Source organism: Kitasatospora sp. NPDC057015 (assembly GCF_042673745.1).
GTDB lineage: Bacteria > Actinomycetota > Actinomycetes > Streptomycetales > Streptomycetaceae > Kitasatospora.
Genome location: NZ_JBHUSG010000025.1, coordinates 107,644 through 130,134 on the forward strand (window position 1 = coordinate 107,644; position 22,491 = coordinate 130,134).

The 22,491-nt window shown below is 76.1% G+C and carries 18 protein-coding genes; 8 read left to right on the forward strand and 10 right to left on the reverse strand.

The features are described 5' to 3' along the window. Positions 1 to 265: 265 nt before the first annotated feature. The 5 genes from ACFTWP_RS23080 to ACFTWP_RS23100 all read left to right on the forward strand — a co-directional run bounded on the left by ACFTWP_RS23080 (position 266) and on the right by ACFTWP_RS23100 (position 4,261). Positions 266 to 1,681: a sulfatase gene (locus ACFTWP_RS23080; RefSeq protein ID WP_380266556.1), complete on the forward strand. Its 1,416-nt coding sequence runs from the start codon at positions 266 to 268 to the stop codon at positions 1,679 to 1,681. A gap of 137 nt (positions 1,682 to 1,818) precedes the next feature. Then, positions 1,819 to 2,847: a formylglycine-generating enzyme family protein gene (locus ACFTWP_RS23085; RefSeq protein WP_380266577.1), complete on the forward strand. Its 1,029-nt coding sequence runs from the start codon at positions 1,819 to 1,821 to the stop codon at positions 2,845 to 2,847. Positions 2,848 to 2,925: 78 nt separating this feature from the next. After that, positions 2,926 to 3,135: a hypothetical protein gene (locus ACFTWP_RS23090; RefSeq protein ID WP_380266557.1), complete on the forward strand. Its 210-nt coding sequence runs from the start codon at positions 2,926 to 2,928 to the stop codon at positions 3,133 to 3,135. Between the two features lie 46 nt (positions 3,136 to 3,181). Next, positions 3,182 to 3,709, forward strand: coding sequence for an Imm1 family immunity protein (locus ACFTWP_RS23095; protein WP_380266558.1), 528 nt, complete (start codon positions 3,182 to 3,184; stop codon positions 3,707 to 3,709). A gap of 300 nt (positions 3,710 to 4,009) precedes the next feature. Continuing rightward, a complete protein-coding gene (locus ACFTWP_RS23100; RefSeq protein WP_380266559.1) occupies positions 4,010 to 4,261 on the forward strand; it encodes a hypothetical protein in 252 nt (83 codons plus the stop codon). Between the two features lie 266 nt (positions 4,262 to 4,527). Here the strand turns inward: ACFTWP_RS23100 and ACFTWP_RS23105 are convergent, their stop codons facing one another. The 6 genes from ACFTWP_RS23105 to ACFTWP_RS23130 form a co-directional block, all read right to left on the reverse strand. After that, complete coding sequence (locus tag ACFTWP_RS23105) at positions 4,528 to 6,450, reverse strand: glycoside hydrolase family 5 protein (RefSeq protein ID WP_380266560.1); 1,923 nt, start codon at positions 6,448 to 6,450, stop codon at positions 4,528 to 4,530. A 173-nt stretch (positions 6,451 to 6,623) separates the two neighbouring features. Continuing rightward, on the reverse strand, positions 6,624 to 7,913 hold the full coding sequence (locus tag ACFTWP_RS23110; RefSeq protein WP_380266561.1) for an MFS transporter: 1,290 nt from the start codon (positions 7,911 to 7,913) through the stop codon (positions 6,624 to 6,626). 25 nt (positions 7,914 to 7,938) lie between these two features. Continuing rightward, positions 7,939 to 10,821 carry an SAV_2336 N-terminal domain-related protein gene (locus ACFTWP_RS23115; protein ID WP_380266562.1) on the reverse strand — a complete coding sequence of 961 codons (2,883 nt, stop codon included), beginning with the start codon at positions 10,819 to 10,821 and terminating at the stop codon, positions 7,939 to 7,941. Further along, on the reverse strand, positions 10,818 to 11,789 hold the full coding sequence (locus ACFTWP_RS23120) for an AAA family ATPase (RefSeq protein WP_380266563.1): 972 nt from the start codon (positions 11,787 to 11,789) through the stop codon (positions 10,818 to 10,820). Before ACFTWP_RS23120 ends, ACFTWP_RS23115 begins: the two co-directional genes overlap by 4 nt. A 26-nt stretch (positions 11,790 to 11,815) precedes the next feature. Further along, positions 11,816 to 13,930, reverse strand: a complete 2,115-nt coding sequence (locus ACFTWP_RS23125; protein ID WP_380266564.1) for a trypsin-like peptidase domain-containing protein — start codon at positions 13,928 to 13,930, stop codon at positions 11,816 to 11,818. 2 nt (positions 13,931 to 13,932) lie between these two features. After that, a complete protein-coding gene (locus ACFTWP_RS23130) occupies positions 13,933 to 14,409 on the reverse strand; it encodes a CU044_2847 family protein (RefSeq protein ID WP_380266565.1) in 477 nt (158 codons plus the stop codon). A gap of 485 nt (positions 14,410 to 14,894) precedes the next feature. On the opposite strand from ACFTWP_RS23130, the gene ACFTWP_RS23135 reads away from it, so the two are divergent. Next, positions 14,895 to 15,185 carry a hypothetical protein gene (locus ACFTWP_RS23135; protein ID WP_380266566.1) on the forward strand — a complete coding sequence of 97 codons (291 nt, stop codon included), beginning with the start codon at positions 14,895 to 14,897 and terminating at the stop codon, positions 15,183 to 15,185. 46 nt (positions 15,186 to 15,231) lie between these two features. Here the strand turns inward: ACFTWP_RS23135 and ACFTWP_RS23140 are convergent, their stop codons facing one another. Further along, positions 15,232 to 16,857, reverse strand: a complete 1,626-nt coding sequence (locus tag ACFTWP_RS23140) for an ATP-binding protein (protein WP_380266567.1) — start codon at positions 16,855 to 16,857, stop codon at positions 15,232 to 15,234. Then, positions 16,850 to 17,524: a response regulator transcription factor gene (locus ACFTWP_RS23145; RefSeq protein WP_380266568.1), complete on the reverse strand. Its 675-nt coding sequence runs from the start codon at positions 17,522 to 17,524 to the stop codon at positions 16,850 to 16,852. Before ACFTWP_RS23145 ends, ACFTWP_RS23140 begins: the two co-directional genes overlap by 8 nt. A gap of 228 nt (positions 17,525 to 17,752) precedes the next feature. On the opposite strand from ACFTWP_RS23145, the gene ACFTWP_RS23150 reads away from it, so the two are divergent. Further along, positions 17,753 to 18,415, forward strand: coding sequence for a PepSY domain-containing protein (locus ACFTWP_RS23150; protein ID WP_380266569.1), 663 nt, complete (start codon positions 17,753 to 17,755; stop codon positions 18,413 to 18,415). A 190-nt stretch (positions 18,416 to 18,605) separates the two neighbouring features. Here the strand turns inward: ACFTWP_RS23150 and ACFTWP_RS23155 are convergent, their stop codons facing one another. After that, complete coding sequence (locus tag ACFTWP_RS23155) at positions 18,606 to 21,176, reverse strand: FtsX-like permease family protein (protein ID WP_380266571.1); 2,571 nt, start codon at positions 21,174 to 21,176, stop codon at positions 18,606 to 18,608. Continuing rightward, positions 21,173 to 21,976, reverse strand: a complete 804-nt coding sequence (locus ACFTWP_RS23160; protein ID WP_380266572.1) for an ABC transporter ATP-binding protein — start codon at positions 21,974 to 21,976, stop codon at positions 21,173 to 21,175. Before ACFTWP_RS23160 ends, ACFTWP_RS23155 begins: the two co-directional genes overlap by 4 nt. A 237-nt stretch (positions 21,977 to 22,213) precedes the next feature. On the opposite strand from ACFTWP_RS23160, the gene ACFTWP_RS23165 reads away from it, so the two are divergent. Then, entirely contained in the window at positions 22,214 to 22,387 is a 174-nt protein-coding gene (locus tag ACFTWP_RS23165; RefSeq protein ID WP_380266573.1) for a hypothetical protein, read from the forward strand. Positions 22,388 to 22,491: the final 104 nt, after the last annotated feature.

A 22,491-nucleotide genomic window follows, 5' to 3' on the forward strand; every position in this document is an offset into this window, starting at 1 on the left:
TCGGGCGGACCCTACCGTCGCTTCCGGGAGTACGGGAGATCGTTCCCCAAGCGCCCGTGCCGGCCGGGGACGCCCGGTCGCCGTACCCGTAGTGGACCGCCGACCGGGCGGCCGCACGGCCCAGCGCGGACACCACGGACCGGCCCCGCGGGCGCGCACGCCACGGACGGGACCCGACGTGCCGGACCGGAGCGAACACGCCCGGGCCGGAGCCGACCACCGCGCACCCGTCCACCCGTCCACCCGTGAACGAAGGGAAAGCCTGATGAGCCGGAACGACCGGAACCACGTCGGCCGGCGGGGATTCCTCGCCGGAGCCGCCGCCGTCGCCGCAGCGGGCGCCGCACCCTCCCTCGGCGCCCTCGCGGCAGCCACCCCCGCGGCCGCCGCTCCCGCCGCCGCGCGCCCCAACATCCTGGTCATCCTCACCGACGACCAGCCCAAGCAGACCGAGTGGGCCACCCCCAAGACCGTCGCCTGGCTCGCCGACCGGGGCGTCCGCTTCACCGCCGGCCACGTCGCCACCCCGCTCTGCGCGCCCTCCCGGTCCTCGATCTTCTCCGGCCGCCAGGCCCACAACCACGGCGTCCTCGACAACTCCTCGCCGTACAACCTCGACCAGAACACCACCGTGCAGCGCTACCTCAAGCAGGCCGGCTACCGCACCGGCCTGTTCGGCAAGTACCTCAACGCCTGGCACGCCGCCGACAACCCGCCGCACTTCGAGGAGTGGCTGCTGGAGAGCCCGGTCGTCTACAACGACGGCACCTGGAACGACAACGGCACGGTGCACACCATCCCCGGCTACAGCACCACCGTCATCAAGAACCGCACCCTCGCCTTCCTCGACAAGGCCGCCACCGACCCGCGCCCGTGGTTCGCGTTCGTCGCCCCCAAGGCCTCGCACGAGCCGAACACGCCCGAGGCGAAGTACGCCGACACCCCCGTCCCCGCCTGGAACGGCCGGCCCGGCGTCACCGAGCCGGACCGCAGCGACAAGCCGGACTTCATCCAGAACGCCACCGCCACCCTGGCCGACGCGCAGGCACTGCGCCGCCGCCAGTTGCGCACCCTGCTCTCGGTCGACGACGCGGTCCAGGCCATCCACGACAAGCTCGCCGCCCTGGGCCAGTTGGACAACACCCTGGTCTTCTACCTCGGTGACAACGGCTACACCTGGGCCGACCACGGGTGGCTCAAGAAGTCGGTGCCCTACCGGCCGTCCATCGAGGTGCCGTTCTACGTGTCCTGGCCCGCCGGCGGGCTCGGCTCCGGCACCACCGACGACCGGATCGTGGCCAACATCGACATCGCCCCGACCATCCTGGACGCGGCGGGCATCACCCCCAACACCCCGCAGGACGGCCACTCGCTGCTCGGCGGCTACCGCCGCGACCACCTGCTGGTCGAGTGGTGGAAGCACGGCACGGCCGCGGGCGGCCCGCACACCTGGTCCTCGTACGTGAGCGACACCCGGCAGTACACCGAGTACTACCAGATCCACACCGACGCGGCCGGCAAGCCCGCGGGCACCGGGTCGGTGCTGTTCCGTGAGTACTATGACCTGGTCAACGACCCGCACCAGCTCACCAACAAGCTGTACCAGGCGACCCCGCAGGACGAGCAGCAGCTCGGCATCCCCGCGCTGGCCGCGGCCCTGGCCGCCGACCGGACCGGCTGACCCCGGACGGCCCGTACGGCCCCCCCACCGGCCCGTACGGCCGGTCATCGCCCGGGCGGTCCGGAGTGCCCCACCCTCCGGACCGCCCGGCGGCCGTGACCTCCCCCGCCCGCCCCGACGACCCCCTGGACGTACCCATGCGCGACTGCTGCGCCCCCGGAAACCCGGCGCTCGAAGCGGAGTTCGCCGCTGCGGAGGCCGCCGCTCCCGTGCTCCTCACGCTCACCGCCCCCGCGCCCCCGACGCCCGCCTCCCCGCCCTCCCCGGCGGCGGTGCGGGCCGCCCGCGGCCTGGTGGAACTGCCCGGCGGGCGCTTCCTGATGGGCACCGACGACCCTGCGGGCTTCCCGGCCGACGGTGAGGGACCGATCCGCGAGGTCGAGGTCGGCGCGTTCCGGATCGCCCCGACCACGGTCACCAACGCCGAGTTCGCGTCCTTCGTGAAGGAGACGGGCCACCGCACCGACGCCGAACTGTTCGGCTTCTCCTTCGTCTTCGGCGGCTTCCTGCCCGACGCGCTGCGGGCCGCCTCCCGGACGGTCGAGGGCACCCCTTGGTGGTACGCGGTGGAGGGCGCCGACTGGCGGCATCCCGAAGGTCCCGGCTCCGGCTTCGCCTCCCGCCAGAACCATCCGGTGGTGCACGTCTCGTGGCGCGACGCCCTGGCCTACTGCGCCTGGTCCGGCACCCGGCTGCCCACCGAGGCCGAGTGGGAGTACGCGGCGCGCGGCGGCCTGGAGCAGCGCCGCTTCCCGTGGGGCGACGAGCTCGCCCCGGGCGGCAGGGAACTGCTCAACATCTGGCAGGGCGTCTTCCCGACCTCGAACACCGGTCGGCACCGCGGCACCGCGCCCGTCCGCTCCTACCGCCCGAACGCCTTCGGCCTCTACAACACGGTGGGGAACGTCTGGGAGTGGTGCGCCGACCGCTTCAGCGCGGACTTCCACCGCACCGGGCCGCGGATCGACCCGGCCGGGCCGCCGACCGGCACGGCGCGCGTGATGCGCGGCGGATCGCACCTGTGCCACGACTCCTACTGCAACCGCTACCGGGTGGCGGCCCGCAGCTCCAACACACCGGACAGCTCCACCGGGAACACCGGCTTCCGGGTGGCCGCCGACGCCGGCGCGACCGGCGCGGGACGGACGGCCCGGCCGACCATGTGATGTCGCTAAGGGTTGTCCCGCTCCTCCAGGCGGCCCGGCGGCGGAGACGTGTCGGTGGGGCCTGAGACACTCTGGTCCGTGATGATCAAGGGATACACCTACGGACCGCTGGTCGCGGGTGAGCGGCTGCATCAGCGCGCCGGGTTCTGGTCCAATCACCTGCTGACCATCGAGGTTCTGGGAGGAGTCCGGCGCGAAGGCCGCCGCCGGCGGGCGACGGCCATCGCCGACGGCGGCTATCCGGGCGCCAGCCGGGTGTCCACTGGCTGGACGAGGAGGGTAAAATGATCGAGGCCGAGATCCTGGGAACGAGGAAACTCCCGGGGGGTGGGAGTTGATCCTCCGAGTCGAAATAGAGCGCGACGAGTACTATCCGACGCGCCTGGAAGAAATTGTCGACCTCACTTCCGAAGCCTTCCGGTCGATCACACCGAAGGAAATCTCTCCCGGCATCTACTCCATTGGCACTGAGGCATGGTTCACCGTCAGTGAGCCAGATGCCCAAAGCCCCATCGCATACCTTCGCGTCACAGCGGACGAGCGAAGCGGCCATGGGGCCCTCAGTTGGTGGTCCAGTGCACAAACCGGCGGGATGTACGACTTCTTCTGGCTCTCCGACAACCCGGACCCGTCCTATTCGGGACCCGAACTGATAGCGGACACGGGCTCCGGCGAGTGCTACGAACCAGCCAGCGCCCTGCCATTAGCACAGGTCAGGGCCGCGATCGAGGAATACTGCGCATCCGAAACCGGCGAACGCCCCACGTGCATCGACTGGGTTACCGGAGAATTTGACGGCGCACGCCACGACGGACCGCGATTCAACGGGTGGCTCGACACCTTCCACCGAGAATCAAAATGAAGCCCGAGATGATTCGGCCGGAAATCGCCTGAATCCGCTCTTTCGGTGATCGAATTGGAGGTGGGTAGCCCCGTACTTCGAGGTACGGCCACCCGCCTTGCGTACTCGCTGGTTCGAATGACTCGGCGGGCGAGACTGACGGTCAGCTGCTCATGGGGCAGGCGGCGGCGAGGCGATGCAGCGCGTCAGCCCGACCTGGTCCACCGTCAGGCCCCGGGCCCGGCCGCACGTCCTGGCTGGCCTTCCTGGACGCCGTCCGCCTCGGGCCGGTCGACGACGCGACCGCCGTCATTGCAGGTCTTGGCGGACGGTACAGCGCTGGTCGGCCGAGTTCCCTCCGAGCTGGAGCGGTGGATGGAAGCACGTGCCGAGCACCGAGAACCGGATCTCCTCTACCTACCCGGAGGGGAGCTCGGGTCGGTGGGTCTCGGCGTGGCGCTGTGCGTGCAACGAGCCGGCGACCGGTTGCTCACGAGGCCGGTCTGCCTCTCCTCCGACACGATGGACGACTGCTATCGCAAGCTGGGCAGCGACGCGTGGGCCATCTCCTGAACCTGGCGGGCTCACGTTCGCAGCCGGATGACGAGCGGTGGCTGCGGTCACGGTGCCGACGAGGACGCAGCCGCGCTTGTCATAGCGGGTCGCGACGACGCGGGAGTTCTTCAGCTTGTTGATGGCCCTCTCGACGGTGTCGGGCTTCTTGTATCGCTCCTCGTCGAAGCTGGAGGCCGTCCGCCTCACAATCCTTTGCGCGGGCGGGGCCGAGCGGCTCCGGCCGCCGCCTCGCCGCGGACCGGCCGATCCCGCCGCCCGACTCGCTATCCCAGCGGACGGCAGAGCAGTGCGTCCGGCACGCCGCCGTGACTCCAGCGCCAGGTGAAGGCGACGCCGGCCAGGTACTCGTGGTCGGCGCACTGGCCCTTGTAGGAGCCGGGCGCCCAGTCGCTGCCGGTCGAGCCGCCGCCCGCGGGGCGGTTGTCGCCGTGGTCGAACCAGACGGTGCGCCCGGCGGTGGGCAGGGCGGTCGCCGCCGGGGCGCAGAGCAGGGCCGACATCGCGTCGCCGCGCACGCTGTACCCGGCCGCGAAGGTGCCGTCGGGGCACTGGAGTTTGCTGTAGCCCGAGGCCCAGTCCCCACCGGTAACGTACCGCTCGTCGGTGACCACCGGGTAGGGGGCCGCGGACCGGGCCGGGCCGCCGGCGTCCGTGCACAGGCCGCGTCCGTCGCCGCGTCCGAGCCCGGCCAGCCGCTCGCTGTCGGGGCAACTGCCCTTGCGCGCACCGCGATCCCAGTCGGGGAGGGCGAGCATCCGGGCGGAGGTGTCGAGGTCGGCGTGGTCGAGGGCGAGCATGTTCCAGCGCTCGGTGGCGGGCACCGGCCCGGTGTGGCCGGCGGCGTCGACCAGCCGGTGCCAGTCGGCGGCCCGCCAGTCCCCCGGTTCTTCGATGCCCAGGCGGGTGCCGGCCGCGTCGTACGAGAGCAGCGCCCAATTGTCCTGCGGCACACCGTCGCGGGTCCAGCCGACCAGCGGCCAGACGGCGAAGTCGGTGTCGTTGGCGACCAGGATGTCGGTGAAGCGGTCGAGCCAGGCGCGCTCCTTCGGATCCGCCGGGCCGCGCCCGCCCGCGCCGAACTCGCTGATCCAGACCGGCGCGGTGAAGTGCTGGCCGCCGCGGGTGACGAACAGGGCCTGCTGGTCGACCGCCTGGGCCAGTTGTTCCGGGGTGAGGTCCTGGTAGCGCGGGTCGTGGGTCTCGCCGAGGCCGGTGGCGCCGCTGTGGTTGGGGCCGGTGTAGGCGTAGAAGTGCGCCGAGTAGACCAGCTTGCCGGAACGGACCAGGGTGTTGGAGAGGTTCTGCACCGGGGTCAGCACGGGCCGGCCGTGCGGCAGCCCGTCGAGCGGGACGCCCTGCCAGTTGATGCCCTCCATGACGACCAGCAGGTCGGGGGCGGTCTGCAGGATCCGGTTCCCGGCGGCCTCGAAGGCGGCGTACTCGTCGTGGGCGTCGCCCCAGCCCCAGTTGGGGTCGTCGAGCACGTCGCGGCGGACTTCGTTGCGCAGGTCCGCGCCGACCACCCGCTTGTCGTCGCGGTAGCGCCCGGCCATGAACACCCAGTCGGCGATCCACTGCTCGGTGCTCTGGCCGCTGTTCCAGCGTTCGTTGCCGTCCAGACCGCAGCACCAACGGGCGGTGGTGGTGTGGTTGTTGAGGATCACCGCGAAGCCGTCCGCGGTGAGCGCCGCGATCACGGCGTCCAGCACCTGCAGCGGGGTCCGCCCGCGCAGCCCGGGGTTGGCGGCGACCGCCGCGTCGGGGACGGTGGCGGTGTCGTGGATCAGGGCGTTGGAGAACGGCAGCCGGATGCTGTTGAGGCCGAGTGCGTGGAAGTCGCCGAGGATCCGGGCGATCGGCACCCGGTCCAGGCCCAGGGGCATGTTGCCGGAGGGTTCCGCGTGCTCGTGGTTGGCCGGGTCCGCGATGTCCCCGCTGCCCAGCCAGTGCCCCTGGGCACCGTCCCAGTTGCCGGACTTGAGCTTGAAGCGGTTGCCGGTGGCGTCGACGACGTAGCGGCCGCTGGTGCTCAGCGGGCCGGTCCAGGAGGCGGCGAGGCCGGCGGCCGTCAGGGGCGCCGGCCGGTCGGCCGGCCCGGCTCCCCCGGCGGCCGCCGCGGCCGAACCGGTGAGCAGCAGGGCGAGCGTCGCCAGTACCGCGAGCGTGCGGACGATCAGGGTGTTCATGGCCGGCCCCGGGGTGGTGGGCGAGTACGGGCGAAGGCCCTCTCAGACCGCTACCCGCAAGTAATGTGACGATTATTCACACGAACCCAGGCCCCGCCAAGGGTGCCGACGGAGCGGAACGGAACGCCGTCGGCGCCGCGCGCTCGTCCCGGACGACGCCGGGCGGGGGCCGGTCACGGGCGGCGGACCCCGCCCGGGGCGTACCGGCCCGCCACCAGGAACCCGGCCGCCGCCGCGAGCCCCGCCCCGGCGCAGCCCGCCCACAGGGCGCCGCCGCCGTGCCGGTCGTAGGTCCAGCCGCCCACGGCGCCCGCGAGCACCCCGCCGACGGACCACGCGAACGCACTGACGCCCTGGTACCGGGCCCGGGTGCGGGCGGTGGCGAAGCGGGCGGTGACCTCCAGGCCCACCGGCCCGGCGACGACCTCGCCGACGGTCCAGACGGCCACCGTCAGCGCGTAGGCCGCCGCGGACCCGGCCAGCGCCGTGAGGCCGAAGCCGACGCCGCACAGGGCCGCCGACAGGGCCAGCAGCCCGAACGGCGAACGCCCGGCGAGCAGGCCGCCGACGGGCACCTGGAGCAGGCAGACCAGCACGCCGTTGACGGCGATGACGGCGCCGCAGGCGGCCGGGGTGAGGCCGCCGGCCGCCATGTCCACCGGCAGGGTCGTGGTCATCTGCTGGAGGATCGCGGCGACCACCGCGAAGAGCACCGCGCAGCCCAGGAAGGGGCGGTCGGCCAGTACCTCGCCCAGCCCACCGGCCCCGCGCCGCCCCGGCTCCCGCACCGGCCCGCTCTCCGCCTGCCCGCTCACCGCCTGCTCTCCCGACGGCCGGCCGGCCGCCCGCTCCGCCTGCGGCGCCCGCTCGGGCTCGGGGACGCGCAGCAGCACCACCCCCGCGGCGAGCAGGGTGGCGAACGCGTCGGCCAGGAACAGCACGGGGTAGCCGGCGCCGACGGCCAGGCCGGCCAGGAGCACCGAGACGGAGAAGCCCAGGTTCATCGCCCAGTAGTCGAGGGAGAAGGCGCGGATCCGGTCGCCGGGGCCGAGCAGGCCGGCCATCAGCGCCGCGGCGGCCGGCCGGGCGGCGCCGCCGCAGAGGCCGAGCAGCACCGCCGAAGCCGCCAGCGGCGCGTCGCCGGAGCTGAGGCCGAGCGCCGCCGCGGCCGCCGCGGTGCCCAGTTGCGCGGTCAGCAGGGCCGGGCGGCAGCCGAACCGGTCCGCCGCGGCGCCCCCGAGCAGCGCGCCGACCATACCGCCGACCCCGGACGCCGCCGCGACCAGACCGGCGACGGCGGCCGAGTGACCACGCGCCCCGGTCAAGTAGAGCGTCAGGAACGGTACGGCGAAGGTCCCGAGGCGGTTGACCAGGGTGCTCGCCCAGAGCCACCAGAACGCGGGCGGCAGCCCGCCCAGCGCCCGCGCCCCCGTGCGGCGGACCCGGTCGGTGACGGGGCTCACCGCCCGCTCTCCGCCGGCGGAACCGTCACGGCAGCGGACCACCCTCCGCAGCGCCGCCCGGGGCGCCCTCGCTCGCGCCGGTCACCCCGTCCGTGCCGCCGTGGTCGGTGAGTTCGTCGGACCGGGTCGGTACGTCGGGCCCGCCGGGTTCGGCGGGTTCGGCGGGTTCGGTGCGTTCGGTGCGTTCGGCGGGTTCGGTGACTTCGGCGAGGAGCTCGGTGGCGAGGCCGGTCTCCGGGTGGTCGGGGCCGAGCACGGCCGTGAGTTCGGGCAGCAGGTCCGTCACCAGCCGGTGCGCCAGCGCGCGGTCACCCGTCCGGGCCGTCCACACGGCGAACTCCACCCGGCAGCCCAGGAAGGCGGGGTGTTCCGGGGTCAGGACGGCGCTCACCTCGACGAGGAGCACCCGCGTCTGCTCCAGGGCGGCCCCGGGGTCGCCGAGCAGGCCGGTCCAGTGGGCGATCCGCCGCCGGGTGGCGTACGGGTAGGAGTGTGCGGGCCCCAGCGCCTCCGTCAGGCGGGGCAGCAGGTCGACCAGGGAGCGCAGGGCCGCCGCGGGATCACCGCACATCGCGGTCCAGTAGGCGTGTTCGGCCGCGGTGATCGCGCTCAGCGGGTGATCGCGCGGCGCACTGCGGTCGAGGTCGCGCAGCAGTTCGCCGGAGAGTTGCATCGCCTCCTCGGTACGACCGGACTGACCGGTCCAGGAGGCCACGTTGGCACGGGTGTTGAGGGTGACGAGGTCGTCAGGGCCGAGCACCCGCTGCTGGCGGGCCAGCAGGTCGAGGTAGCCGCGCAGGGTGGCGTCCGGATCGCCGAGCTCCCCGGTCCAGTAGCAGACCTGACCCAGGGTCACCAGACAGTCGGGGTGGTCGGGGCCGAGCACGGGCTCCTGGTGGCCGAGCACGGACCGGAAGCGGTCCACCGCCTCGGCCGGGCGGCCGCAACCGCCGGCCCAGCGCGCGGCCGTGGCGGCGGCCGCCAGGGTGCGGTGGTCGGCGGGGCCGAGCCGGCGCTCCAGTTCGGCGCAGACCTCGCGCGCGAGCTGGAAGGCCGTCTGCGGGGCACCCGCGCGACCGATCCAGTCGGCGAGTTCGCGCCGGCCGCCGAGCACCCGCAGGTCCTGCGGGCCGTACCGGCGCAGCAGCCGGTCCAGCACCTCCTCGCCGCGTTCGACCGCGGCGCGCCAGTCCTGCGCCGCGACCAGGGCGCCGAGTTCGTCGTCCTGGTCGGTCAGCGGCGCCGCGGCGCCGTCCGGCTCGGGCGGGCCTCCGACGCTCGCCTCGGCGCCCGACCCGGAGTCCGCCTCGGCGCCCGACCCGGAGTCCGGCCAGGGGTCCGAACCGGGGCGGGTGCCGTTCGCCGGCCCGTCCCCGGCCAGGGCGAAGTGCCGCAGCAGCGGCCCCGCGGACGCCGCGAAGGGGCTCGCCCCGGGCGCGAGCGCGGCCCTTCCGGCCAGGTCGGGGCGGAGCACCGAGAGCGTCGCCGCACCCGGCGGGGAGTCCCGCAGGGCCTCACCCACCAGGTCCGCGGTGGCCAGCAGCTCCGCCGCCGGGACGGTCTCCAGCAGGAGTTCGCGCAGGCCCGGGCGGAAGTCGTAGCGGGCCGGGCCGTTGCCGCCGGCCGGGCCGCTGCGCCGCATCAGCCCGCCGAGCAGCACCTCGGCGAGTGCGGCGGGCTCGATCCGCCCGTGCACCGCGCGCTGGACCAGCCGCATCAGGCCGAGCGTCAGCGGACGGATGGCGGCGAGGTGCCCCGCCAGTCGGTAGGCCTCGGGCGAGGCGGCCTGCCGGAAGAACGCCAGTCGACCGGCCAGGTCGGCCGGCCGCGGGCCGGACGGCGACCCGGCCGCCGCCCGGGCCTCGTGGGCGGCCGCCGAGCCGGCGCCGCGCGGGACCAGGACGGTGGGCAGGGTGGCGGCCGCGCCGGCCACCAGGGCCGCCCAGGCGGCGACGGCTGCCGGCTGGAGGTCCAGGACGGGCACCGGCAGGCCGGGGGCGGGCAGCAGTTCGGGCAGGAGCGGGTCGGCCGCCGACAGTTCGGCGTTGGCGGCCCCGGGCCGCGGGGCACGGAGCACCGTCCGTTCGGCGCGCAGCGCGCTGCCCGTCCAGAGCCGGCGCGGCAGCGGTTGCAGGAGCGCCGTCGGGCAGCGCTGCGACCAGCCGGCGAGGAGGGGTGCGATCCGGCCCGCGTGCCAGCCGGCCCCGATCGCGTCGGAGAGCACCAGGATCGCGCCGCGGCCGTCCGGAGGGCAGAGCGAACCGGGCGGGACCACCGGCGCGCCGGGGCTGAACGGGCGGGCGCGCAGCACCGGGCGGCCTTCCCGGCGGCTGTCCAGCCCGTAGCAGCGGACGGTGCGGAAGACGCCGACGCCCTCCAGGACGCCCCTCAGCGCGGCGGCGGTCTCCCGCCAGAGCTCCATCGAGAGGCCGTCGTCGACCACGAGGGCCGCCGTCAGCCAGCGTTCCCGGTGCGGGCGCAGGGCCAGGTCGAGGACGCCGGTCTCGGCGATCAGCTCGGCGGTGGCGTCCTCGTCGAGCCGCCACCGGTGGCGGGAGGGCGTGCCGCGTTTGAGCGGGCGCAGCGCCCGGGCGAGACCGCGGGCCTCGGGCAGCACCCGCTCGGCGCGCACCCGCACCACGCGGGCGGCGCTGCCGGGTGATCCGGCGTCGGTGTGGGCGTAGAGGTCGAGCGGGTGGGGCGGGTGCGCGGGTGCGCGGGTCGCGCCGGGCGTGGCCGGCCGGCCGGTGGCGCTCGCCGGGCGGGGATCGGCCCGGTCGGCCGGGGCCTGGTCGACGCCCAGGCCGGCGGCGGGGATCCGCTGGGCCAGCCAGAGGACGTCCAGCAGCTCGGCGGGGGTGAGGGCGATGTCCGCGGGTGCCAGGGCGGCCCGGAGCCGGTCGATCATGCGAGGCCCGTCTCCGCGTCCTCCAGCGGGCGCAGCACCGCGGCCAGCAGGTCGTCACGGTCGAGGTCGACGCCGCTGATCCGCAGGTGCACGGCGTTCAGCAACTGGTCGGTGGCGAGGGCGGCCCGGTCGGTGTCGCGGCGGCTGAGGAAGGTCTCGATGAGGTCCTCGGCGGCCCGCAGTCCGTCCTCGCCGAGGTGGGCCGACACGATCTCGCGCAGCCGCTCCTCGGTGGGCTCGGGGAGGTCGAGGCGCAGGCAGCGGCGCAGGAACGCGGGCGGGAAGTCGCGTTCGCCGTTGCTGGTGAGGATGGTCATCGGGAACTCCTGACAGCGGATCAGGCCCTGGTGGACCCGGTGCCGTTCGCGGGTTCCGGTGAGCATGACGTCGACGTCGGGGCTGTCGTCGGGCAGTCGGCTGAGCTCCGGGATCTCGAACTCGCCCTCCTCGAAGACCACCAGGAGGTCGTTCGGCAGATCGATGTCGCCCTTGTCCAGCTCGTCGACCAGCAGCACCCGGGGGCGGCCCGGGCGGCCGGTGGCGAGGGCGGTGCCGAGCGGCCCGAGCCGGATGTAGCTGCCCATGTCCGGTTCGGGGGCGCCGACTTCGCGGGCGCGGCCGGTGTCGCGCAGCCGGCCGACCGCGTCGTAGCGGTAGAGGCCGTCCTGGAGCGCGGTGCGGCTGTTGACCGGCCAGCCGAGGACCGGGCCGAGACCGAGTTCGCGGGCCACCGAGGCGGCCAGTGACGACTTGCCGGTGCCGGGCCGGCCGGTGACCAGCAGCGGACGGCGCAGGTGCAGGGCCGCGTTGACGACGTCGGCCTCCTGCGGGCCGATCCGGTAGGTCGGGGCCGGGCGCGCGTCGGTGTCCCGGGTGAAGCGGCGCCACGGCGGGGCCGGCGGCAGCACGGCGCCGCGGACCTCGTCCGTGCCCCGGTACAACCGCCAGGCGTCCGGTCCTTCGGTCATCGTCGGTTCTCCTTCCGGCGCCGCGCTCAGTCGCGGGGGTCGCCGAGTCGAAGGGTGTCGGGGAGTCCCTCGGGGCCGTCCCAGACTAGGGCAAGACTGCGGTGGAGCCCGTCGGGCGACTCCCCCAACCGGGCCTCGTAGACCCGGCGGGGCAGTTCGTCGGGGGCCGAGCCGGCGAGCAGTTCGCGCAGCCGCCCCGGGTCCGCGGCGAAGTCCGCGGGCCGCAGCCAGAGCACTCCGGGCACGCCGACGGCCAGCGCGATGGCGCGGAGTCTGGGCAGCTCCGAGGCGGGGCAGCAGAGCACCACCGCGCAGACCGGGACGGGCGCCCCGCGCTGCTGGACGGCCGGGTCGTGGGCCTCCAGCAGCGCCACCCGACCGGAGCGCAACGCCTGCCAGCGGTAGCGGAGTTCGGGCAGGAAGGCGGGTCGGCGCAGTTCCGGGCAGCGGAGCACGCAGAGGAAGTCCTGGCCGAGCACGCCCGGGAACAGGTCGTCGGACCGGTAGATCCACTGGTCCACCGCGAGGTCGAGCTCGTCGCCGTCGACGAACCACTCCACCGTCGGCACCGCGCCGGGTTCGGTGTCCTGCGCCAAGTCGTCGAGCACCCGGGACAGTTCCGCGAGCAGCCGGGCCCGCGGGGCGGGCCGGTCGCGGACGCTGCGGTGGGCGGGCAGCCCCCGGGAGCCGACCGCCTGCAGGGCGTAGGCGAAGGTGTCCGCCCCGGTGGCCCGCCACAACCGGACCTGGAGCACCGGCCCCGGCGGCGCGCCGCGCGGCCCGGCGGTGGCTTCGGCGGCCACCGACTCCAGGGCCTGGGCGCGGTGTTCGGGCAGCGCGTCGGCCAGCCCGAGGCGGTGGGCGACGGCGTCGTTCCACGCGCCGAGGGCCCGCGCGGTGGCCTCGTCGGCCGTCCGGCAGGCGGCGAACTCGACGGTGCGCAGCAGTTGCGGCACCCGCCCGTGCCGGGGGCGGTAGCGCTCCAACTCGGCGACGGCCTCCGGCCAGTGGGGCGAGCGGACGACCGGGCCGAGCGGCAGGGCCTCGGCCGCGGCGAGCCGCGGGTCGGTGGATCCGGCGGCGAGCAGCGCCAGCAGCTCCCGGTGCTCGGTGGCGGTGAGGAGTTGCTCGGGGGCGGCCAGCAGGGCGGTGCTGCGGATCCACTCCCGCTGCTCCGGTGTCCGGGCGACGGTGACGAGGTTGGCGAGCAGGGTCGGCACGCCGTGCGGAGCGCGTTCGGCCAGCCGGGCGAGCCGTTCCGGGGTCATGCCGGTGTCCGGCGGGGTGTCCGGATCCCAGGTGTCGGGATCCCAGGTGTCGGGATCGAGGTCCGGCAGCAGTCGGGCGGCGAAGTCGCGCAGCGCCGCCGCGGTGTCAAGGACGGCGCGCAGCGGGCCGAGCAGCTGCTGGACCAGCGCGCTCGCGGGGCCGTCGCCGGCCGTCGACTCCGGCGGCGGGAGTTCACCCGCCTCGGCGAACCGCAGGTTGACGTTCCAGGCGGGGATGGCGAAGGCGCGCCGGCCGCTGCGGCTCACCACCAGGCCGACCACCTCCTGCTGGCCGCGGTCCCACAGCGGCGATCCGCTGTAGCCCTCGACCACCGGCTGGGCGGAGCCGAGCGAGTCGAGCACGATCCACCGGTCGGTGACGCCCTGCACCACGGAGGCGGCGATGGTGCTCGGCGCTCCGCTGCCGAACCAGGCGTAGGCCGTCCGACCCGGGCGGCAGCGACCGATCGGCACCGGCCGGGGGGCGGGTGCGGGTGGGTCGAGCAGGCGTAACAGGGCGAGGTCGCCGGACCATTCGACGTCACCCTCGCCGACCGGGCCGCCGTCGGCGCGGCGGGCGGGCAGCCACCCCGCGAGGGCGACGCGCAGTCGCCGACCGGCGGCGATCCCGGGCAGCACGACGCGGATCCCGGGCAGGGCGTCGGCGCCGTCCGGGCTGTCGGGGCGCAGCTGGCCGAAGTCGGGGCGGCCGAGGACCTGGTTGACCACGTGCGCACAGGTGAGGACGTGGTCGGGCGTCAGCAGCAGGCCGCCGCCGAAGGCGCGGGTCTCGCCCTCGCGGTAGAGGCCCGCCTGGGACGCCTTGACGGCCCGGTCCGGGTCGTGCGGGCCCGTCAGGGGGCTGGCCGACAAGGTCAGCCCCGCGACGTCGCGGCCGGTACGTGGGCGGCGGGCGGCAGCGCCGGGGCGGCGGCCCCCGCCGGGCGGTCCTCGCCGAGTCCGGCGAGGCGCTCGGCGGCGGTGCGGGCCGGTGTCCAGGTGGCCCGGACGGTGATGGTGGCCTCCCCGCCGGCCGAGGCGATGCCCAGCTTGAGGTCCTGGGTGAGCTTGATCCCGAGTTCGACGCTCACCTCGTCGGGCGGGCGGACCGCGGCGGTGACGGCCGAGTGGACCGAGTCGAGTACGCCGCCGAGCGGTCGCAGCACGTCGGCCAGCGCCTGCCCGGTCGCGGCGACGGCCCGGGTGGCCCGGCCGACGGGCACCACCGGAGCGGTCCCGGCCGGGAGGTCGGCGTCCGACCCGCCACCGGAGTCGGGCGCCCGGTGTCCGGCGACGACCTCCACCAGTACTCCGGTGCCGTCGGCGAGCTTCAACTCGATGCTTTCCCCCATGAGTTCATGATGGCACAGACGCACCGCGGGGCGGGGCGGAACGGATCACCGCGCCCGGCGCCGCACCGGCTCGTTGCGGCGGTTCGGCGCGGCGGCTGCGACCGCCCTGCCGCGCGCTCCGACCGGGTGTGGACCGGCGCCCGGCCCCGGCCCGGGCGCGCCGATCTCCGCCCTCCCGCGGTACCGCTCCCGGTGGTACCTGGGTGCCGGGTCCGGGCGCCGCTCCACACCCGCGGTACCACGGATTCCCGAGGGCCCGCGGATAGCGTGGACGGCAGGACGGCGGCTGCCGCACCGGGCCCGTACCGGGCACACGGCGGCCGCGGCCCCGGGCGCCCGTCGGCCCACCGGGCCCGCCCGGCCGGCACGGTCGGTGCCGGCGCCCGGACCTCCGGCCCGGCCCCGAGGCCCCGTCCCGCACGGCGGGCCGCCGTGCACCGCTGACACGGCGAGTACCTTCACCGTCGAGAACCTTCGGAGGCGGCATGAACGCCACGAGTTGTATGAACACCCCCGGGACGAACCCGGTCCCACCCGCCCGTCCGGTCCGGCTGCCGGACGCCGCGGCCGTCCCCGCCGGCTGGGCCAGGCGTGCGCCCCGCTCGCCCGCGGGGTCGCCGTCCTGGGGGCGCGACGGCAGCGCCTCCACCTGGCCCGCCGGCTGGACGGCACCCGTACCGGCGTCACCGGCCCCGGCCCCGCGGCGCTTCGTGCACCGCCCTTCGATGGCGGCCGGCCACCGCGACGGTCGGTCGCCGGCGCTCCTGCTGCCCTGAGCCCGGCCGGCCCGAACCCACCCGGCCCGAACCCACTCCGGGCGGGTCAGGCGGACGAGGGCCGCCCGCCGGGCCGGTCCGGGGTGGCGGCCGCCGGGTCGACCGGCGGCGCCGGGAGCCGCAGCCGCAGGCGGGCTCCCCGCGGCGAGGCGGCGACGACGAGGGTCCCGCCGTGGTGGCGCGCGATGTCGCGGGCGATCGGCAGGCCCAGCCCGGCTCCGCCGTGGTCCCTGCTGCGGGCGTCGTCCAGGCGGGTGAAGCGTTCGAACACCCGCTGCCGGTCCGTCACCGCGATGCCCGGACCGTCGTCGTGCACCTCCAGCAGGACGGCTGCCCCGCCGGCGCCGGCGCCGGTAACGACATCGGGGTCGGCATCGGGGTCGGCATCGGCATCGACTGCGCCGGCATCGGCGCCGGACCGCAGGACGACCCGCACGGAGGTCTCGGTGTGGCGCTGGGCGTTGTCCAGGAGGTTGGTGAGCAGCCGGGTGAGCCAGAGCGCGTTGCCCTGCACCCGGACGTCGTCCTGCAGGTCCAGCTCGACGGGGTGCGGGTCGGCGGGCCGGTTCCGGACGGCCGTGGCCACCAGGGCGGTCAGGTCGATCCGCTCGGGCGCGCGGTCGGGCGGCGGTGCGAAGGGCGTACCGGCGTCCAGTCGTGCCAGCAACAGCAGGTCGGTGGCCAGGTTCTGCAGGCGCTCGGTGTCCTCCAGGGCGCCCCGGACGAGTTCGGAGCGCACCACCGGGTCGGGGTGGGCGAGGGCCACCTCCAACTGGGTGCGCAGCACGGTGAGCGGGCTGCGCAGTTCGTGGGAGGCGTCGGCGATGAACTGGCGCTGCCGACGGCCGGCCTCGTCCAGGCGGTCGAGCATGGCGTTCATGGTGGTGGCGAGGTCGGCGATCTCGTCCTCCGAGCGCGGCAGCGGCACCCGCCGGTGGAGGGCGCGGTCGCTGATCGCGGCCACCTCGGCGCGGATCGCCTCCACCGGACGCAGCGCCCGGCCGGTGGCCCGCCAGGTGACCAGGCCGACGGTCAGCAGCAGGAGCGGGCAGGCGACGGCGAGGGCCGCGGTGGTGGTGTCCACGGCGGCGTCCGCGGAGCGCAGGGAGGCGCCGACGTGGACGGTGAGCACGCCGTCCGGCGTGGCCACGGTGACGGTGACCACGCGTTGCCGGCGTTCCTCGCCCATCCGGTCGACGTCCCGGGTGATCTGGACCGGTCGGCGTCCGGCCGGGTGCGGTGCGACCCCGAGCGGCGCCCCTCCCACGAGGTTCTGGCTGACGGCCCGGACGGTGCCGTCGGCGTCGACGACCTGGATGAAGTCCGTCCCGTGGCCGAGCGGGAGCAGCGGTGTGAGCCGCCCCTGGGCGGCGAGTTGGGCGACGGCCTCGGCCTGCTGACGGACGCCGTCCTCGGCGGTGCGCAGCAGGTTGGCGTGCAGCAGGGCCAGCAGGGCCCAGGACGCCAGACCCAGTGCGACGGCGACCACGGCGCAGGCGGCGGTGGTGGCGCGGGCGCGGACCGAGACGGGCCGCAGACGGCGCGCGGCGGCCGGCAGGCGCCGCGCGAGGGCCCGCCACCCGCGCCGGTCGGCGGGCCCGGCCGGACCGGCGGGGGCGTTCCGAGCACGCCGCACGCCACGGCCGCCGGGGCCGCCGGTCAGGTCAGCCACCGTCGGCCGCCAGACGGTAGCCGGCGCCGCGCATGGTCTGCACGGAGGAGCGCCCGAAGGGGGTGTCGATCTTCCTGCGCAGGGCGCTGACGTGGACCTCGACGACGTTGGGGTCGCCGTCGCCCACGTCCCAGACCTGGTCCAGGATCTCCCGCTTGGACACCACCGCGCCGGCCCGCAGCGCGAGGTGCTCCAGGATGTCGAACTCGCGCGCCGTCAGATGGGTGGGGACGCCGGCCCGGGAGCAGGTCCTGGCGTCGGAGTCGATCACGAGATCGCCCAGGACCAGGACGCTCGGGCGGCCACGGCCGATCCGGCGGCCCAGCGCCCGCAGCCGGGCGACCAGCACGAGGAAGGAGAACGGCTTGGAGAGGAAGTCGTCGGCCCCGGTGTCGAGGGCCTCCGCCTCGTCCCACTCGCCGTCCTTCGCCGTCAGCATCAGGATGCCCGCCTGGCTGCCGGCCGCGCGGAGCCGGGCGCAGACCCGGTAGCCGTCCAGCCCGGGGAGCATGATGTCGAGCACGATGACGTCGTACGCCTGCTGGTCCGCCAGGCGCAGCCCCTCCAGGCCGTCGTGGGCCACGTCGACGCGGAACCCCTCGGTCTCCAGGCCGCGCCGCAGGGCCACGGCCAGCCGCCGCTCGTCCTCGACCACCAGTACACGCATGGCCCCAGGGTGGCAGGCACCGATGTCGGCCCACGGCGGGGGGTCGGTGCACGGATCCCGCCCGGACCGCCGGAGCCCCGTCGAGGGGCGGCCGCGGCGGACCTCGACCGGCACCCGCGCCCGGCCCGGTGCCACCCCTCGACGGAGCTTCAGCGGGGCTTCAGGGACGGTGGGCGATCCTCTCCACCTGTAGGCCGGTCACCGTCCGGCCGCGAGAGGAGCTGCCCGATGTCCGAGTCCGAGTCCGAGCCGCACACGAACTCCCCCGCCGCCGCCCCGACCGAGTCCCCGAAGGGCACGGACCCGGCGGCGCGGCGGACGCTCTCGGTCCGCTGGATACGCGGCCGCCGGGCCCGCTGGATCACGGCCGGCGCCGCGGTGGTCCTGGTCGGCGGAACGGCGCTCGGGGTCGCGGCCGGCGTGCACGGCCACGGCGACGAGCGGCACAGCGCCCGCGCCCTGGGCAAGGACGGCCGCCCCGGGATGCTCGGCGAGAAGTTCCGCGGCGCCGGCCCGGAGGGCGTCGGCCCCGACGGTCCGAGGGCCTTCGCCGGCCCGAAGGAGCTCGCCGGCCCGAAGGGCTTCGGCGGCGACGGCGAGGACGGCCCGCAGGGTCGCGTCACCAAGCGGCGGGGCGGCGACGGCCCGGCGGCCGGGCTCGCGCCGGCGCCGCTCCCGGCCGTGACGGCCGCCCAAGCGCTGGAGAAGGCCCTCGCGGCCGTCCAGGACGGCCGGGTGGAGTCCCTGCGGACCGTGGTGCAGCAGGGTGGCGGCACCGGCTGGCAGGCCGTGGTGCTCGGCGCCGACGGCGTCCGGCACCTGGTCACCGTCGACGGCACGAGCGGGCAGCTCACCGGCAACACCGTGGTCGGGGCGAGCGCCGCGCGCTGACCGGCCGTGACCCGTCGGTGCGGGGATCCGCCCGACCGCGCGAAGGGGCCGCCCGCGTCCGTCGAAGGACGGCGCGGGCGGCCCCGCCGGGATCTCCGGGCCCGCCCGGGGGTCGCGGCAGCGGCGGGCCCACGACCCCCGGCTCGGCAACCGCCCACCGTGCCCGCCCCACCGGTCACAGGTCACCGGCCTAGCGTCCCGCCCCCGCCTCGACCGGTCGGGTCCGCAGCAGCGCCCGGGCGGGCAGTGCGGTCGCCACGACGCTCAGCAGCACCGCCCCCGCCGCCAGCGGCAGCGCGGTGCCGAGCGGGACGTACGGCGCGGCGCCGGTGATCCCACGGGTGATCGGGACGAGCGTGACCCAGGCGATCGCGCCGCCGACCAGCAGCCCGGCCGCGGCCACCAGCAGTGCCTCCCAGCGCATCATGGCGCGGACCTGGCGCCGGGTGGTGCCCGCGAGGCGCAGCAGTCCGACCTCGCGGCGACGGTCGAGGACGGTCATCACCAGGGTGTTGGCGGCGGCGACCGCGGCGAAGCCGCCGAGCACGCCGGCCATCACGGTGTTCGCCCAGGCGCTGATCTCCAGGTCCCGGTCGGCCTGGGCGCCGTAGCCGGCCGCGTCGGTGACCGTCGTGGCCGGGCCGCCCGCCTCGGCCAGTCGCGCGGCCACCGCCGCCCGGTCCGCGCCGGGGGCGTCGGAGACCAGCACCTGGCTGTCGAGGGCGGTGGTCACGTGCGCGGCGAGCGCGGCCCGCGGCAGCATCAACCGGCCGAGCCCGAGGCCGCGTTCGTACGTCGCGACGAGGGTGGGCCGTACGGGGGTGCCGTCGCCGAGCAGCAGCGGGACGCCCTCGCCGACCCGGACACCGAGCTCGGCGGCGAGGGTCGCGTCGACGGCGACGGTGTCGGCGGACTGCCCGAGCGCGGCGAGCGAGCCCTCCCCGACCCCGAGGTCCAGTACCCGGGGCAGCCGGGCCGGGTCGCCGGAGACGCCCACGGCCGTGGCGGTCGCCAGCTGGTCGCCCGCGCGGTACAGGACGGCGCTGCGCAGCACGCCGACGCTCGCCGCCACGCCCGGCACCCGGGCGGCCTGCTCGGCCCGGCCCGCGGGCAGCCCGGGGCCGGTCGAGCCGATCACCTGGTCGGCGACGATGCCGGTACGGATCTGCTCGGCGGAGACGTGCGTGATGGTGCTCTGCAGGAAGAGCAGCGTGCCGCAGAAGGCCGTGACCATCGCGATCGGCGTGATCGCCGAGGCCAGCCGGCGGGCGTTGGCCCGGGTGTTGTCGGCGGCCAGCGAACCCGCCGGGCCGGCGCCGCCGGCGCGCAGCGGAAGGCCGAGCACGGTGGCGGCCAGCCGGGCCACCGGTGGGCCGAGCAGGGCGACCGCCGTCAGCAGGCACATCACGACGCCGAGGGCGAGGTTCGCCGCGTCCGTCCCGCTCCGGCCGGCCGCGAGGGCCGCCAGCACCACACCGCCGACCGCGGCGAGCACGCCCAGGCCCGTGCGCACCAGGCGGGGGCGGGCGGGCTCGACGGCGGCCTCGCCGAGGGCCTGGCCGGGCCGCAGCTTCGAGGGGCGGCGGGCCGCGAGGTGGCCGGCGGTCAGCGCCGCGAGCAGGCTCACCCCCACGGCGACCGCCATCGGGAGCACGCCGACGTCCAGTCGCACATCGGCGGGGACCACCCCGCGCGTCACCAGCTGGTCGAACCACCAGTGGGCCAGCGCCAGCCCGGGCAGGATGCCGAGGGCCCCGGCGACGGGGGCGACCAGCACCGCCTCGGTGGCGATGGTGCGGCGGATCTGCCGCGGGGTCGCGCCGACGGCGCGCAGCAGGGCGAACTCCCGGGCCCGCTGGCCGACGGCGAGCGAGACGGTGCCCATCACCACGAAGACGGCGGTCATCGCGGCGACGCCGCCGAAGGAGCCGCCGAGTGCGGTCAGCACCTCCCGGCCGGTGACGAGACCCGGCTGCTCCACCGCGCCGCGCGCGTCGCCGGTGAGCACCTCGGCGGCGCCGTCCACGGCTTGTTCGACCTGCCGGGCGAGTGCGGCGGTGCCGACGCCCTCGCGTGCCTGGACGGCGATCGCGTCGGCCCGGCCCGGGTGGCCCGAGAGCTGTCCGGCCACGCCGTCGGCGAACCACGCGGTGGCGGCGCCGGCCCGCCCGTCCGACAGCCCGGTGATGCGGAAGTCGCCGCTGCCGCCGGGAGCGTCGAGGGTCACGGTGTCCCCCGGGGTCAGCTTCGCGGTCCGCGCGGTGGCCTCGTCCAGGACGACCTCCCCGGCTCCGGGCGCGCGGCCCTCGACGAGCGGGGACGCCCCCGGTGCGGCGATGCCGGTCGCCGCGTAGCCGCGGCCGGTCAGGGCCGGCAGCGCACCGGGCGCACCCGGACCGGCGGGCGGGGCGGCCGCGGCCCGCTGGACGGGGAACGCGATGTCGGGCAGCGCCGCGGCCACGCCGGGCTGCGCCGCGATCCGCTGCGCGAGCGCGGTGTCCACCCGGGCCCGCTCCGGCAGCGCCGTCTCCTCCCGCTCGGTCTCACCCCCGCGGGTGACGTTGATCCCGGCGTAGGGATCGGCGGCGACCACCACCGGCGCGTGCGCGTACCGCACCGGGGTGACCTGCGCGGTGATGCCGCTCTGCAGCAGGGTGCCGCAGGCCGTGATCACCGCGGCGGCGAACAGCAGCGCGACGAAGGAGCCGGCGAAGGAGGCGGGCCGGAAGCGGACGGAGGCACGTGCCAGGCCGTTGCTCATGCGGCCACCCCCGTGCGGCGACCGGCGGCGCGGGCGGTCAGGGTGACCATCCGCTCGGCGACGGCCTGCGGGTCGGGGCGTACCAGCTCGCCGGCGAGCGCGCCCTCGGCGAGGAACAGCACCCGGTCCGCGTGCGAGGCGGCGACCGGGTCGTGGGTGACCATCACGACGGTCGCGCCGAGCGCGTCCACCGCCTGCCGCAGCAGGCCGAGCACCTCGTGCGCGGTCCGGGTGTCCAGCGCGCCGGTCGGCTCGTCCGCGAACAGCACCTCGGGGTCGGTGATCAGCGCGCGGGCGATCGCCACCCGTTGCTGCTGGCCGCCGGACAGCTGCCCCGGTCGCCGGCCGCCGTGCTCCGCCAGGCCGACCCGGGCCAGCAGTTCCCGGGCCCGGGCGCGGTCCTGGCGCTCCCCGGCGAGCCGCTGCGGCAGCAGGACGTTCTGCTGGACGGTCAGCGAGGGCAGCAGGTTGAAGGACTGGAACACGAACCCGATGCGGCTGCGCCGCAGCCGGGTCAGCTTGTTCTCGCCGAGGCGGCTGATCTCCTCGCCGCCGAGCAGCACCTCGCCGGAGGTCGGGCGGTCCAGCCCCGCCGCGCACTGCAGGAAGGTGCTCTTGCCGGAGCCGGAGGGGCCCATCACGGCGGTGAAGCTGCCGTGCGGCAGTGCCAGGTCGACCCCGCGCAGGGCGTGCACCGCGGAGTCCCCCCGGCCGTAGCTGCGCCGGACGGCGCGCAGCTCGACCGCCGGGGCCGCGGGGTGGCGCCTCGGGGTGGGCCGGCGTTCGTGGCGGGGTGCCATGGGTGTCCCTCTTTCCGCTGGTCGATGACAAGATCAACGGTAGGAAGGCGGCCGGCGCCGATCCATGGAGTCCCCCGGCGTCCGCGGGGTGGGGATTACCCCCGGGCCGCCCTCGGGGCAGCCTCCGGCGCGCGCCCGCCGGCGACCGCGCCCTTGTTCGCCGGGGCTCCCGCTGTCACGCTTCCTCTCGTACCGGGTGGGGCGGAGAGCCGCCGTACATCAAGGGAGGGGTACACCGTGACGCAGAATCAGAACAGCAACCTCGGGATCTGGCGCGCCGTCGTCCTGATCGGGGCCGTCGGCGTGGCCATCGGCCTGATCGGCAAGGTCCCGCTGCTGGGGGTGGTCGCCGGACCGGTCGCGATCATCGGTGTGATCGGGCTGAGCATCGCCCGCCGCAACCAGTCCTGACACCGCCGTGCGGCGCCCGGGCGCGGGGGGGGGGGGGGGGGGGGCCGGCGCGGGGAGGGTAGCTGCGGCGGGGCCGGGGGGGGCGGGCGGGGCCGGGGGGGGGC